Here is a 13,103-nt window from a genome sequence, read left to right as displayed (position 1 = left end):
TGACCCCGCCCGCGGGAGAAGTCGTGTCCTTCGGCGGGCAATCGATGGCCACGACATGGTCGGTGCGGCTCGTGGCCGACAGCCGCCTGGAGATCGACAGGCTACGCCGCGATTGCCAGGCGGCGCTGGACCGGATCGTCGCGCAGATGAGCCAGTGGGAGCCGGAATCCCACCTCAGCCGTTTCAACCGCGCCGATGCGGGGGAATGGCTTGCGCTCCCGCCCGAATTCGCGGCGGTCATGGCAGAAGCCCTCGAACTGGCCCGGATGACCGGCGGGGCCTTCGACCCCACGGTCGGCGCGGCGAGCGAGGCATGGGGCTTCGGGGCAAGTCAAGTCAGACGGGCGCCAACCGGAGTCGCGCTCAAGATGCTGGCCACAGGGCAAGGCTGGGCCCGGCTGGACTTCGAACCCGGCCCGGCGCGCCTGCGTCAACCGGGCGGTATCGCCCTCGACTTGTGCGCCATCGCCAAGGGTTACGGGGTCGACCGGCTCGCCGAAGTGATCACGGCCGCAGGCGTATCATCGTACATCGTCGAGGTTGGCGGCGAATTGCGCGCGCAGGGCCTGAAGCCCGACTTCCAACCGTGGTGGGTCGATCTTGAGGTAACCGACAGCAGTGAACACGCGCCCTTGCGCATTGCCCTGAGCGGCTTCTCCGTCGCGACCAGCGGCCACGCGCGCCGGTTCCATGACGTGAACGGCATGCGTCTGGGCCATACGATCGACCCGGCATCGGGCGCTCCGCTTCGCAATGGAACCCAAAGCGTGACGGTGCTCGCCGAAACCGCGATGCGCGCCGACGCGCTCGCCACCGCGCTGATGGTGATGGGTGACGCTGCGGCGGACTTCGCCTGCCACTACGGCATTGCCGCGCGCATTGTCGCCGATTCCGAGATACTCACCCCCGTACTGGCGGCGATGCTCGACTAGGCCATGGCCTCGCGGGTAACCTGCGCGGCATAGCGGCGCGCGAGGATGGCGCAGACCATCAACTGGATCTGGTGAAAGAACATCAGCGGCAGGATGATCGCGCCGACCTGCGCCTGTGTGAACAACACGCCTGCCAAAGGCACCCCGGTCGCAAGGCTCTTCTTCGAACCGCAGAAGACGAGGACGATGAGATCCTCTCGCGAAAAGCGCATCACCCGCCCGAGCATGTTCGCGGCCAGCAGCACGATGGCGAGGATGGCAATCGATATGCCCGCGATCAGCGCCAGTTCGCCAATGGTCACGCGGCTCCACAGCCCGTCGATCACGGCCGCGCCGAAAGCGGTATAGACCACCAGCAGGATCGAGCCGCGGTCGGTGTAGCCCAACACTTTCTTGTGCCGCGCCACGAACTCGCCGATCCAAGGGCGCAGGAAATGGCCGGCAAGGAACGGCAGCAGCAGTTGCACGGCAATTGTGATCGCCGGATCGCTCGAGAAACCGCCCTGCTTGCCCGTAATCAGCAGCGCGGTCAGCAGCGGCGTCAGGAAGATACCGGCGAGGTTGGAGAAAGAGGCACTGCAGACCGCCGCAGCGACATTGCCCCCGGCAATCGCGGTGAAGGCGATCGAGGACTGCACCGTCGACGGAAGCAGCGTCAGGAACAGCACGCCGGTGGCCAGTGCCGGGTCCAGCCCGGGAATGGCCGAAACCGAGAGGCCGATGAGCGGAAACAGCACGAAGGTGAGCGATGCCACCGACACGTGCAGCTTCCACGCCCGCGCGCCGTCCATGATCGCCTGCCGCGAGAGCTTGGCTCCGTGCAGGAAGAACAACAGCGCGATGCCGGCATCGGCCACTCCTCCCGCGATGTCCGCGAAGACCCCGCGCGCAGGCAGGACCGAGGCAAGCGCAACGGTCGAAACCAGCAGCAGCAGGTAGGGGTCGATATTGAGGCGGGCGAGCAATCGGTTCATCGGATATCCTGTCCGGCGCGCGCCTAGCACGAGATTCTGAGGCAGGCGACGGTACTTTTTCTTGAAACTTTGTCCGGTTGCCCACGCTCAGGCGGAGACCGGCAAGCAGGATGAGCTGCCGGTCGTCACCGCGGGCCGGCTGCCGAGAATGGGAGCGGGACACGTCCCGTGCCAAACCTTTTGCACCTGCGTTTGGTTGCTGTCCCGGCAGGCTTGGAGCGGCGCGGTTACGACAACTTGCCGCGCAGCGCCCGAACAGCTTTCCAGACGTTGGGAAGTCGCTTCAGGCCGATGTGGCGCGAATGACGTCCAGCGCCGCCTCGGCGTCGATGACCTCACCGATCTTGGCACGGATATCGAACAGGTTGCCGTCGTGCGGGCGCGGATCGCGGTCGGCGCAGGCATCGGCAACGACGAGCGGCACGAACCCGTGGCACAGCGCATCGAGCGCGCTGGCCCTCACGCAGCCGGAAGTCGAATAGCCACCGATCAGCAGGGTATCGATGCCTTCCGCCACCAGCATCGGCGCCAGTGCGGTGCCGAAGAATGCAGAAGGATAGAACTTGGTGAGCACGCGGTCGCCCGGCTTCGGCGTCAGTTCCTCGGGGAAGGCGCCCAGCGGTGAGCCGGCCATGAAGTTGCGCAGGCCCGGCACCTTGCGGAAGAACATCCCGCCTTCCTTGCCATCGACATATTCGACATTGGTCAGGATTACCGGCACCCCGGCCTTGCGCGCGGCTTCGGCCAGGCGCACCGCCTGCGCCAACGCTGCCTCACCCCGTGCATAGAGCGGCGATTCCGGATCGAGATAGGCCCTGACCATGTCGACGAGCAGCAGGGCCGGCCGCTTGCCGGGCTCCAGGCCACCGCCGAACCCTGCACCTGCGTAGTCGTTGTCGAGATCGGATTTTTCAGCAGCCATATCTTGCCCCTTGAGCCGGCAGCGTCTGCGCGCCGGTCAGTCCGTTGAGATCATGAAGCACTCCGGTCTCCTCACGCAAGCCCGCGCTGGAATGGACCGAAAAATGACCGTCCGGCTGACCCGGCGCACCCGTGACGAGCGGTTGCAGGCCGCGGGCATCGTCCATCGGAGGCACCTCGGCAAACCGGCAGGAAACCTGATCGCATGGCGGGTCAGTTCAAGCCGACCTCGAGCCTCCCGACGGACCCTGAAAGGTGTGAAGTCAAAAAATTTGTCACCAGTGTGTAAGATTTGTAGCATTGGTGAACTCCTCTCTCCTCTCCCAACCGCAAACAAACGGAACATCAGCGCATGGCTTCATCCGCGATTATCCCGCTCAATCGCAGATCGTACGAAATTCCAGAGACTGCCAACGACGCCGAAGACAACGCAACAAGCGGTCGCGGCATCCCCATCCGGGCCATCAGCCGCGCAATCAGTGTCCTCCAGGCGATCAACCGCGCGGGTTCGCTGAACATGATGGAAATCTCGCAAGCCTCGCGGGTTCCCTATCCCACGGCCTGCCGGATTGTGCAGACCTTGTTGCATGAAGGGCTGCTTGAACGAGAGGAAGGCCGCAAGCATTATCGGCCGACCGCGCTTGTCCAGACACTTTCGCACGGTTTCCAGGCCCATGGAGAGCTCGTCCGGACCGTACGGCCGCATATCGCCCAACTGACGCATGAGATCGGCTGGCCCATTTCCCTTTCGACTCATGTCGGGAGCAACATGGTCCTGCGCGATTCAACCCATTCGCTGACCTCGCTGACCTACAACGACTATCATCCCGGCTACACGATGCCGCTCCTCGACTGCGCGGCGGGACTGGTCCACCTCGCTTTCTGTCCGGCAGAAGAACGCGATACCATTCTCGATAACCTCGACCGTTTCGGGGACGACGAGACGCACAATCTGCTTCAGCTCCTGCGCGAAGGGGGGCTGATCGATACCGTGCACAGCAGCGGTTATGCGGCACGCGGCTACAACCGCTTCACCCTCAACCCCGGCAAGACCTCATCGATTGCCGTACCGCTTCTTGTCGGCAGGCAAATCAAGGGTTGCCTGTCCGTTGCCTTCTTCGCCACGACGATCGACATGCGCGACGCCATACGCGAACTTCTGCCGAAGTTGCGGACCTGCGCCCAGACGATTGGCAAGGAACTCGCCGGGACAAACCTCGAAGCCTGAATACGGCATCAATACGCAAATTTAAGCACATTGCTGCGCCCGCCCACAAGCGGCGCAGCAATGACGCACTACGAAATCTGCAATAAAGTGCAATAACGCACAAAGCGCCATTCGGATAACCGACTGATTTCGTTTATCTATCGAAAAATCCGATCACTCTGAGCAGTTTGATCTGTTTTCCGGCCTGACCGCATCTCGATAACCAGGTGTCCTCCCAGCGAAAAAGTCTGCAAACGGAGGGGATACTCATGAGAAAGACGTCGATTTCCGCGCTCGCCATATTGGCGGCCGCCATGGCTCCCGCAATGGCAGTCACACCAGCCCAGGCCGAAGAAGAGGCCATATCGAACCGCGACTGGTGGCCCAACCGGCTTGACCTGAGTGCGCTTCGCCAGACCGAAGCCGGTGCCAATCCCTATGGCACGAACTTCGACTACGCCGCCGAATTCGCGACGCTGGATCTGGCCGCGGTCAAGAGGGACATCGACACCGCCCTCACCACTCCGCAGTCCTGGTGGCCCGCCGACTATGGCAATTACGGCCCCTTCTTCATCCGCATGGCCTGGCACAGTGCCGGCACCTACCGAGTAGGTGACGGGCGCGGCGGTTCGGCCGGTGGCGAACAGCGCTTCGAACCGCTCAATTCCTGGCCCGACAATGTAAGCCTCGACAAGGCCCGCCGCCTGCTCTGGCCGATCAAGCGGAAGTACGGACGCAAGATCTCCTGGGGCGACCTGATGGTGCTGGCCGGCAACGTCGCGCTGGAGAACATGGGCTTCCAGACCATCGGCTTCGCCGGCGGCCGTGCGGACGCCTGGGAGCCCGACCTCGTGTTCTGGGGCCCGGAGAAGAAATGGCTCGACGACAAGCGGCGTGACGGCAAGGGCGGTCTCAAGGGGCCGCTGGCGGCCACCCAGATGGGCCTGATCTACGTGAACCCGGAAGGCCCGAACGGCAATCCCGACCCCATCGCCGCGGCCGCCGACATCCGGCTCGCCTTCGGCAACATGGCCATGGACGACGAGGAAACCGTTGCGCTGATCGCTGGTGGCCACACGTTCGGCAAGGCCCATGGCGCCCACAAGCCGGAGGAATGCGTCGGCGCGGATCCGTCTGGTGCCCCCACCGAACAGCAGGGCTTCGGCTGGGTCAACAAGTGCGGCAAGGGCAATGCCGAGGACACCGTAACCAGTGGCCTCGAAGGCGCGTGGTCGGCCAATCCGATAGCCTTCACCACCCAGTACCTCGACAACCTGTTCGGCTTCGACTGGGTACAGACGCGCAGTCCGGCGGGCGCTATCCAGTGGATCCCCAGTGACGAGAGTGCCTCGGCCCTGGTTCCCGACGCCCACAGGCCGGACGTGCGCCACGCGCCGATCATGTTCACCACCGACCTGTCGCTGAAACAAGATCCCGGTTTCCGCAAGATCGCCCAGAGCTTCCACGAAGATCCGGATCTGTTTGCCAAGGCCTTTGCCCGGGCGTGGTTCAAGCTGACCCACCGCGACATGGGCCCCAGCGCGCGCTACCTCGGCGCAGAATCTCCCAAGGAGAGCTTCACCTGGCAGGATCCGCTGCCCAAGGCGCCTTATGCCATGATCGAGCCTGCAGACGTTTCGGCGCTCAAGGCCAAGATCCTCGGTACCGGCCTGAGCGGACGGGAACTGGTCAAGGCGGCCTGGGCCTCGGCCTCGACCTTCCGCGGCACCGACATGCGCGGCGGCGCCAATGGCGCCCGGGTGCGGCTCGATCCCGCCAAGGGCTGGGAAGTCAACGACCCCTCCGAACTGGCCGCGGTCCTGACGAAGCTTCAGGGCGTGCAGAAGGACTTCAACCGCTCTGCCAAAGGCGGCAAGCAGGTCTCGCTCGCCGACCTCGTCGTGCTGGGCGGAAATGCCGCGATCGAACAGGCGGCACAAAAGGCCGGCCACACCGTCATCGTGCCGTTCACGCCCGGCCGCGTCGATGCGACCCAGGCGCAGACCGATGTCGCCTCGTTCGAATACCTCAAGCCCAAGGCCGACGGGTTCCGCAACTACTACAGCACGGAAAGCAGCCTTTCACCGGCCGAGATGCTCGTTGACAAGGCGGACATGCTGAACCTGACTGTGCCGGAAATGACTGTCCTCGTCGGCGGCATGCGCGCACTTGACGCCAATACAGGTCACACGGCCAACGGCGTCTTCACCAGCCGTCCGGGCCAGCTGACCAACGATTTCTTCGTCAACCTGCTCGACATGTCGACGAAGTGGTCGAAGTCCGAGAAATCCCCCGGGCTCTACGAAGGCCATGACCGCATCAGCGGCATGCTCAAGTGGACAGCGACACCGGTAGACCTCGTGTTCGGTTCGAATTCCGAACTGCGAGCCGTCGCCGAGGCCTATGCCGCCGACGATGCCCGAGAGATGTTCGTGAACCACTTCGTCGCAGCGTGGACCAAGGTGATGAACAACGATCGGTTCTAGGCGCTCTGCGGGTCGCGACCGGGCAAGGCGGCGGCGGTATTCCCTCCTGCCGCCGCCGAGCTTGGATCCAAAGCAAGATCTCGAACCAATTACCTGGCCCCGACAACCGGCTGAGCAAGCCAGGACGACCGCTATTCCTGGGTTCCCAAAGCCCGATTCTTCGCCCTTTGGAGTAAGCCCGAGGGCTTACTTGTGCCCTTGTGATCACAATGAGACCATAGCGGCATCGGGGGAGTACGAATCCTACCAGTGCGACAGTCTCCCGGCGCCGAGGGTCATTTGCATGGTCTATCCTTCTGAACTGTCAGACTGGCGAGCGCAGGGGCCGCTCGACGAGGAGGCAATGATGGATGGTCAGGACGAAGGTGCCGGGGAACGGTTCAACAAGGTAGCCGCGTTGGCCTACGCCCGCTGGGAGGCCCTTCGCGAAGATGACGAGTTGCCCTCGATCGCACACAGCGCGATCGAGGAAACCCGCCTGTTCACGCCCAACTGCGTGCAGGTGGCATGGGATCCGGAAATCACCTTGCCGACGATCTCCTATCTTGGCGAAGATCTGGCGCCACAATTGGCGGAGATCTCCGGCGATCCCTGGCCGAACCTCCCGATCGAGAACCCGATAGTCGTGCTGCTGCATCGTATTTCGCAGCAGGCTGTCGAAGAAGCCGATGCGACGGAGTTCAGGGAATGCGTGACGGACAGCAATGGCATGACGAGGGAATGTCGGGGACTGGCCCTGCCCTTTCTCGGGCGCGAGCGCGGGACATTTCTGGTCGACGTCATGTTTAATCTCGACCAGCCCATGCAGCCGCTCGAACAGGCCGAGGAGCTCGGCGAACTCCTGCTCGAGCAGGAGTTCAATCCGGAAGAGATGCCGCGCCTGGCCAAGGCCCCGCAGCAGCCACCGGTGCTTTTCGTATGCGTCTCCGGGGATCGCGACCAGATTGCCAAAGCGCAGCCGACCCGCCCCTCCGAAGCGACGATGAAGCCCTATCTCCTGCCGATCAGTGCCGAGATCCCGACCAAGGACGAAGCTGGCTCAGGCACGCTCCAAGAGGAAGAACCGCTCCTCCTGACCGAGACGTTCGAAGCGCCATCGGCAGACGAAAGCCTGCTGATCAACTACGACGAGTTCCTGATGTCGCTCGAAGAGGCGCGGCAACAGGTCGAAGCGGCCAGTTCGAGCGAAGAACGTTCGCATGTCGCGCTCTACAAGGCGATCGGTGCCGCCTACGACTTTTCCCTCTACGCTCTTGACGCGCCGGACAGGCTGGAGCGCATGGTGATGGAAGCGGGCCTGACGATGCAGGCACGCGCGCCGATGACGCCGATCGTCAAGCTGGTATTCGGCAGCCATTACGACCGCTCGCGCCTCGCCGAATATGCAACGGCACTGGCTCATGGCCGGCGCAAGGGCGTGACGGCCGGCGGCTTCGTCGATTACCTGCTCGCCTACGAGGGCGGGCTCAAGGGGATCGTCAAGACGGAACGCGCGCGCAAGCGCAAGGTCGGGGCCCCACGCCAGTCGAAACTGGAAAAGATCGAAAGCAAGCTACGGGCGCTTCCCGCAGTGCCCGCCCAAGCGATTACACCGGAAGGCGAGGAGTTTGCACTGGTGATCGCTCGCCGCATGCCCGACGGCACCATCGCGCTGCTCGGCGAAGTGCCGAACGACGAAAAGCTGCTCTGTACGGCCGCACAGAAGCTTCTGAAGTCATAGGCTTTCGTTCGGGCCGACCGTATTGGCTTAACGGCGGCCGGTGCCCGTACCCCTTTCGCGTAGAGGCTACCGAATCCGGCCAAGACCTGCTTCACGAGCTAGGCCCGCGACGCGGAATAAAGGGGCATGCCCAAGGAACTATCCCCAGTCCTGCGGCACTTATCGCCCACTACTTCGAACGCTCCGCTGCCTACTCCAAAAGCTCGCTGGCAAGCCAATCCGATCAACCGCATCCTCCCTCCCGTGAAGTTCACCGCCCCCCCAGGTCTCGCCCGTTCGCGCATGGCGGCAACGCCGGCCAAACACGTGAAGCAGATGCTCGTCGACCGCGAAACGAAGTATGCGGTCGCGGGGGTCGTTCCCGTTTTCGTGATGGTGATGATGCTCGCCCACAGCGCCAGCCCGGCACCGGCGCGCCACGAGGCGATACCGCGGCTCGGCGATACCGTTGCCCCGGCATCGGCCAGGCCCGTAAAGATGGTCCAAGCCGCGCCGACCGTGGCAGACTGGGACCACATGCCGCAACAACCGGCTATGCTGACCGTGACTTATGCCAAGCCCCGCAGCGCGGCGCCGTTCTTCTACAAGGGAACGACCGACGACCGCGAACGTGCGGTCAATTGCCTTGCCGCCGCTGCCTGGTACGAGGCCGGAAACGATCCAGAGGGACAAAGGTCGGTGATGCAGGTCGTGCTCAACCGCGTCCGCCATCCCACCTTTCCCAGCTCCGTATGCGGCGTCGTGTTCGAAGGCAGCGAACGCACCACCGGATGCCAATTCACGTTCACCTGCGACGGATCGATGCAGCGCCGCTTCCCGTCGGCGCAGCAATGGTCACTGGCCCAGAAGCTGGCGGAAAAAGCCCTGACCGGCTCGGTCGACGATACCGTTGGCCAGGCCACACACTACCATGCGGACTACGTCTCGCCCTGGTGGAGCGGCGCCCTGCAGCAGGTCAGCCAGATCGGTGCCCATATCTTCTACCGCTGGCCGGGCGGCCAGGGCCATCTCGCCCGAAACCGGAATGCGGGCGCCGAGGCGAATGAAGCCGAACTGGCGCAAGGCCGGCCACGGCCGGAAACGCAGGGTGAAGCCACCGCGCTTCTCGCTCCGCAAATGGCTACGCTCGATGCGGCAGCGAGCGCCCCGGTCATCCCCGTCGGCGTCAGCCAGGCCCAGTTGATCGGGCTTGACCCGAACTCGCCGAGTGGCCCCTGGGCCGTAACCGCCCTGAGCCAATGCCTGAAAAAGCCGGCCTGCACGGTCATGGGATACGGGCAAGGCCTCGAACTGAGCCGCAACACGAACCTCGTGCCGGCGCAGATGGAGCGACCGCTGTTTCTCTTCGTGCGCGATCGCGCGTCGGGAATGGAAGTGATCCTGTGGGATTGCGACCGAACTGCCAGGCCCAGTGAGGATCAGTGCCTGCCGAAGGATCGAAAGTCGCTCGATCAGCTCATGCGCAACCGCTGAACACCGGCGCTGTCCAAGGCTTTTTCGCAATAATCGAGATATCCTGCAGCCCGGCGCGCCTTCTCACGACTATACGCCTGCCCTGAACAGGAAAAGGCGGGCCGGGTATGGCCCGCCTGTTCAAGAGCCGGTGACGGGCCGCCCAAGACGCGCCCGGCACCTGTCCTCAGGCATGCAGTTCCATGTCGGACAGCCCGCGCGAGCTGGCCCAGATCGCAGCCTGCGTCCGGTTGTGGACGTTGAGCTTGCGAAGGATGGCCTTCACATGGACCTTCACCGTCGCTTCGCAAACCATGAGTTCGCGAGCGATGACCTTGTTCGAATAGCCTGCCATCAGGCAGCACAGAACATCGAGTTCGCGCGGCGAAAGACGCGCCCGGTTGACTTCCTCGTCCGGCTTTTCCGCAGTACGCAGGATCGGCGTGAATGTCTGCTGCTCGAACACATCGACAAGGTCGGGCGGCAGTACGCGTTCACCCATGGCGGCGAGCCGCAAGGATGTCATCAGCGGCAATGCCTTCATCGAGCGCACAATATACCCCTGTGCACCGGACTGGAAGCATTCCAGCATCGTATTGAAGTCGAATCGCTCCGACAGGATGACGACGGGAACGGTATCGAACCGCGCCTTCAACTTCTGCACCGCATCAGACTGGTCGTCTGCGGCAATTCCATCGAGAACGAAAAAGAACTCGGCTCCGAAATCCTGCTTCTCGAGGTCCTTTATGGCCCCGTAGGAACCGATGATGTTGAAGCCCTCCGACTTCAGGATATTACCCAGGCCTTCCCTGGTTATTTCGCATTCACTTACTAAACAGACGTCCCTGTACATGTGCAGTCCCCCCGATTGACCCCGCAGGGCATTACCACGGCCCAGCAGAATGCCGGACCGATCGGAAGCGCGACTCCATTTCTCTTATGCTGAGACGATGCGGCAACCTGATATAGGAATCAACTATCAGCTAACATGCTTAGTCGTATTATGGGACAGGCGCGTCAGATTCCCCAATCAAAAGGACGCCTTTACATGAGTTTAACGCCGATATAACTCTTTCTGGGTATACCCGAACGAAGAGTAAACGAGTCCAGATTTGGATCAGTTTGCAACCCCCGGTTAACGGGTACTTGTGATCAGAAGAACGATTCCTGGATGATGATGGTGTCTCCCGGTGCAATCTTCAGCGGCGTTCCGTCCAGCTTGATTCGCGTGGCGACTTTCGCGCTCTGGCGCTGAAGCTTGATCACGCGCTTGTTGGCGCGCGCCGTAAAGCCTCCCGCCTTCGCTACCGCCTGATTGAGCGTAAGTTCCCCGCTATAGGGATATTCGCCCGGCTTGGCCACTTCGCCGAGGATGTAGAAGGGCCGGTGCTCGGTCACTTCGACGGCTACCTTGGGAACGAGGACATAGCCCCCTTTCTGCAACCGGTTGGAAATCGCATTGGCCAGTTCACTTGTGGTCAGCCCGTTGACATCGACAGGGTCGATGAGCGGAAAGGCCACGGCGCCATCGTCGCCCACCTCATAGTCGCCGGTGAGTGTAGGCTCATCGAACACCGTAATACGCAGCTTGTCGCCGGTCGAAACCTGATAGCCGGATATGAGCCCGGCATTCGCTTCCTGCGCCGACGTGAGCGGCAGGCCCGCCTGGGCCGGCGCCGCCACGAGCATGGTGCCCAGAACGATTCCCGAAAGAAGCAGGTGGGGCCTTTTGCCAAGTCTGCGATCCTGGGGGCGCATCAACGATCTCCTCAATCCCGAAATGCAACGAACGGGGACGCGGAATCACTTGTCGTGTCTCGCGTATGGCTATCGTAACCGCCAATTAAACGGCCCGAAACGACCATTTAGAGCGAACGGGAACATCTCCCGGACGACCGCTTTAGCCTCATTGGGTAGAAAAGCGCTACACCGGATGCCCGGTTGTGCAGCACCCTAATCTGGGAAATCGTCAGAGTGCGATCTGCGCTTATTCTTGAACGCAGATGGGTGGCAGGGATTACTGGTCGAATAGATCGAGAGATGCACACATCTAGCAAAGACATGTCACGCAAAGGGAGCGAGGGGGATCAAGCATATGGCTCCTGTATTGCCGTGGCATCGTCCAGCGCGGCCGAGGCGGCCCTGATCTCGAAACCGCGACTCGAGACGGTGCGCAGCACTCCCGCAGCTGCCGACAGTGCAGTTCGCGCCGCCAGGATCATCGCCACGCAAAGCGGGGACCCTCCACACTTCGGCCTTTGCCGGATCCGCGACATCGTCTGCGCCCTCGCCCTTATCATCCTGCTGCTTCCCGTATTCGTTGTATTGATCGCGGTCATCCTGATAAACGACCCCGGCCCGCCGATCTTCGCCCACCAGCGGGTTGGCAAGAACGGCCAGCCCTTCAAGTGTTACAAACTGCGTTCGATGTACTGCGACGCGCAGGAGCGGCTTGTCGTGCTGCTGGCGAAGAATCCGAAGATGCGGCGCGAGTGGGAAGCGATGCACAAGCTTACCGAGGACCCGCGCGTCACGCCGCTGGGCGACTTCCTGCGCCGCACCAGCCTCGATGAGCTACCGCAACTGTTCAACGTGCTGATGGGATCGATGACGCTTGTCGGCCCCCGGCCGATCGTCTTCGACGAACTGCATCACTACGGACGCCATGCTTCGTGCTACCTGACCTCGAAGCCCGGCCTGACCGGCCTGTGGCAGGTCACCGGACGCAGCGAAGTGTCCTATCGCCGGCGCGTGGCGACCGATCGCCTCTACGCCCGGCGCAAATCTTTCAAGCTCGATTTGCGGATCCTGCTCGCAACGGTTCCCGCCGTTCTGGCGCGCAAGGGAGCCTGGTAATGGGGGGACGAAATCAGGTGATCAGCCAGAACACCAGCGCCCACAGGGCAATGGCTGCGGGCACTGCCAGAACGAGGCCGCGCGCGAAGCTGCGGCCAGGACCTCGAGACGGCTCACGCGCAACTGAGCGCTTCTCCGTGGGCAGTTCATTCATGGCAAATACGCTATCCATCACACGTCGCGCTCTACTCCTTTTGGGCAACTTGATCCAGCCAATCTTAATCATTCCGGCTATCAAGCACGGATTCAACGCACAAAGGGGGAAGGAGTTTCGCAAATCCACGGGTTTCGCGACGAATCGCACCCCTATTTCGACGTCTCGAACCGTCGACCTGCTGGAAATTGCCCCGCTGATCCTGCGCCTCGCTTTCTCCAAGGGAGAGCAGCGCGAAAGGCTGGTCCAGCACGTGATCTACGTGGGCATGCCGCAGGGCAACCGCAGCAGGCCCTCGCTGGCAGCGCGCGGCGCCATTTTCCTCGCCCTTTTCGCCATGCCGCGTGTCGCCTCGGCGCAGGCGGGCGGCGGTGTTGGGGGGGCCCCCCCCCCACCCCCCC

At 62.7% G+C, this 13,103-nt stretch carries 12 protein-coding genes and 1 pseudogene; 7 read left to right on the top strand and 6 right to left on the bottom strand.

Annotated features, from left to right (window positions below; all coding sequences use genetic code 11):
• The first annotated feature begins 23 nt into the window (after positions 1-23).
• Positions 24-932 carry an FAD:protein FMN transferase gene (locus tag SPHV1_RS19520; protein WP_231634765.1) on the top strand — a complete coding sequence of 303 codons (909 nt, stop codon included), beginning with the start codon at positions 24-26 and terminating at the stop codon, positions 930-932.
• Here the strand turns inward: SPHV1_RS19520 and SPHV1_RS19515 are convergent.
• The 3 genes from SPHV1_RS19515 to SPHV1_RS25140 all read right to left on the bottom strand — a co-directional run bounded on the left by SPHV1_RS19515 (position 929) and on the right by SPHV1_RS25140 (position 2,994).
• Positions 929-1,906, bottom strand: coding sequence for a bile acid:sodium symporter family protein (locus tag SPHV1_RS19515; protein ID WP_054947678.1), 978 nt, complete (start codon positions 1,904-1,906; stop codon positions 929-931). The two genes, SPHV1_RS19520 and SPHV1_RS19515, sit on opposite strands and share 4 nt — an antisense overlap.
• 283 nt (positions 1,907-2,189) lie before the next feature.
• The gene (locus SPHV1_RS19510) at positions 2,190-2,828 is read right to left on the bottom strand and encodes an isochorismatase family protein (protein WP_054947677.1); all 639 of its coding nucleotides are present in this window, start codon (positions 2,826-2,828) and stop codon (positions 2,190-2,192) included.
• A complete protein-coding gene (locus tag SPHV1_RS25140; RefSeq protein WP_156367401.1) occupies positions 2,818-2,994 on the bottom strand; it encodes a hypothetical protein in 177 nt (58 codons plus the stop codon). The genes SPHV1_RS19510 and SPHV1_RS25140 overlap by 11 nt, the downstream gene beginning before the upstream one ends.
• 185 nt (positions 2,995-3,179) lie before the next feature.
• On the opposite strand from SPHV1_RS25140, the gene SPHV1_RS19505 reads away from it, so the two are divergent.
• The 4 genes from SPHV1_RS19505 to SPHV1_RS19490 all read left to right on the top strand — a co-directional run bounded on the left by SPHV1_RS19505 (position 3,180) and on the right by SPHV1_RS19490 (position 9,713).
• Positions 3,180-4,055: a helix-turn-helix domain-containing protein gene (locus SPHV1_RS19505; RefSeq protein WP_054947676.1), complete on the top strand. Its 876-nt coding sequence runs from the start codon at positions 3,180-3,182 to the stop codon at positions 4,053-4,055.
• A gap of 248 nt (positions 4,056-4,303) precedes the next feature.
• Complete coding sequence (gene katG, locus SPHV1_RS19500) at positions 4,304-6,520, top strand: catalase/peroxidase HPI (RefSeq protein ID WP_054947675.1); 2,217 nt, start codon at positions 4,304-4,306, stop codon at positions 6,518-6,520.
• A 283-nt stretch (positions 6,521-6,803) separates the two neighbouring features.
• A complete protein-coding gene (locus SPHV1_RS19495) occupies positions 6,804-8,240 on the top strand; it encodes a hypothetical protein (protein ID WP_054947674.1) in 1,437 nt (478 codons plus the stop codon).
• Positions 8,241-8,483: 243 nt separating this feature from the next.
• A complete protein-coding gene (locus tag SPHV1_RS19490) occupies positions 8,484-9,713 on the top strand; it encodes a cell wall hydrolase (protein WP_231634764.1) in 1,230 nt (409 codons plus the stop codon).
• A 166-nt stretch (positions 9,714-9,879) separates the two neighbouring features.
• Here the strand turns inward: SPHV1_RS19490 and SPHV1_RS19485 are convergent, their stop codons facing one another.
• Both SPHV1_RS19485 and SPHV1_RS19480 read right to left on the bottom strand, forming a co-directional pair.
• Positions 9,880-10,545: a response regulator transcription factor gene (locus SPHV1_RS19485; RefSeq protein WP_054947673.1), complete on the bottom strand. Its 666-nt coding sequence runs from the start codon at positions 10,543-10,545 to the stop codon at positions 9,880-9,882.
• Positions 10,546-10,844: 299 nt separating this feature from the next.
• Positions 10,845-11,450, bottom strand: a complete 606-nt coding sequence (locus SPHV1_RS19480) for a polysaccharide biosynthesis/export family protein (RefSeq protein WP_054947672.1) — start codon at positions 11,448-11,450, stop codon at positions 10,845-10,847.
• 303 nt (positions 11,451-11,753) lie between these two features.
• On the opposite strand from SPHV1_RS19480, the gene SPHV1_RS19475 reads away from it, so the two are divergent.
• A complete protein-coding gene (locus SPHV1_RS19475) occupies positions 11,754-12,548 on the top strand; it encodes a sugar transferase (protein ID WP_054947671.1) in 795 nt (264 codons plus the stop codon).
• A 13-nt stretch (positions 12,549-12,561) separates the two neighbouring features.
• Here the strand turns inward: SPHV1_RS19475 and SPHV1_RS25135 are convergent, their stop codons facing one another.
• Positions 12,562-12,702, bottom strand: coding sequence for a hypothetical protein (locus tag SPHV1_RS25135; protein ID WP_156367400.1), 141 nt, complete (start codon positions 12,700-12,702; stop codon positions 12,562-12,564).
• Here SPHV1_RS25135 and SPHV1_RS25525 point away from each other — a divergent pair.
• Positions 12,701-13,103: pseudogene (locus SPHV1_RS25525) on the top strand (hypothetical protein); the annotation flags it as partial. The gene SPHV1_RS25135 and the pseudogene SPHV1_RS25525 overlap by 2 nt on opposite strands.

The organism is Novosphingobium sp. KN65.2 (assembly GCF_001368935.1).
Classification (GTDB): Bacteria; Pseudomonadota; Alphaproteobacteria; order Sphingomonadales; family Sphingomonadaceae; genus Novosphingobium; species Novosphingobium mathurense.
Note: the sequence above shows the minus strand (reverse complement) of the source record. Positions and strands in the feature narration are given on the sequence as shown.

Excerpts from the sequence above, each read along its gene's own strand:
- katG (WP_054947675.1), top strand. The coding sequence starts at position 4,304 with ATGAGAAAGACGTCGATTTCCGCGCTCGCCATATTGGCGGCCGCCATG.
- SPHV1_RS25135 (WP_156367400.1), bottom strand. The coding sequence starts at position 12,702 with ATGAATGAACTGCCCACGGAGAAGCGCTCAGTTGCGCGTGAGCCGTCT.
- SPHV1_RS19480 (WP_054947672.1), bottom strand. The coding sequence starts at position 11,450 with ATGCGCCCCCAGGATCGCAGACTTGGCAAAAGGCCCCACCTGCTTCTT.
- SPHV1_RS19485 (WP_054947673.1), bottom strand. The coding sequence starts at position 10,545 with ATGTACAGGGACGTCTGTTTAGTAAGTGAATGCGAAATAACCAGGGAA.
- SPHV1_RS19515 (WP_054947678.1), bottom strand. The coding sequence starts at position 1,906 with ATGAACCGATTGCTCGCCCGCCTCAATATCGACCCCTACCTGCTGCTG.
- SPHV1_RS19495 (WP_054947674.1), top strand. The coding sequence starts at position 6,804 with ATGGTCTATCCTTCTGAACTGTCAGACTGGCGAGCGCAGGGGCCGCTC.
- SPHV1_RS19505 (WP_054947676.1), top strand. The coding sequence starts at position 3,180 with ATGGCTTCATCCGCGATTATCCCGCTCAATCGCAGATCGTACGAAATT.
- SPHV1_RS19510 (WP_054947677.1), bottom strand. The coding sequence starts at position 2,828 with ATGGCTGCTGAAAAATCCGATCTCGACAACGACTACGCAGGTGCAGGG.
- SPHV1_RS19475 (WP_054947671.1), top strand. The coding sequence starts at position 11,754 with ATGTCACGCAAAGGGAGCGAGGGGGATCAAGCATATGGCTCCTGTATT.
- SPHV1_RS25140 (WP_156367401.1), bottom strand. The coding sequence starts at position 2,994 with ATGGACGATGCCCGCGGCCTGCAACCGCTCGTCACGGGTGCGCCGGGT.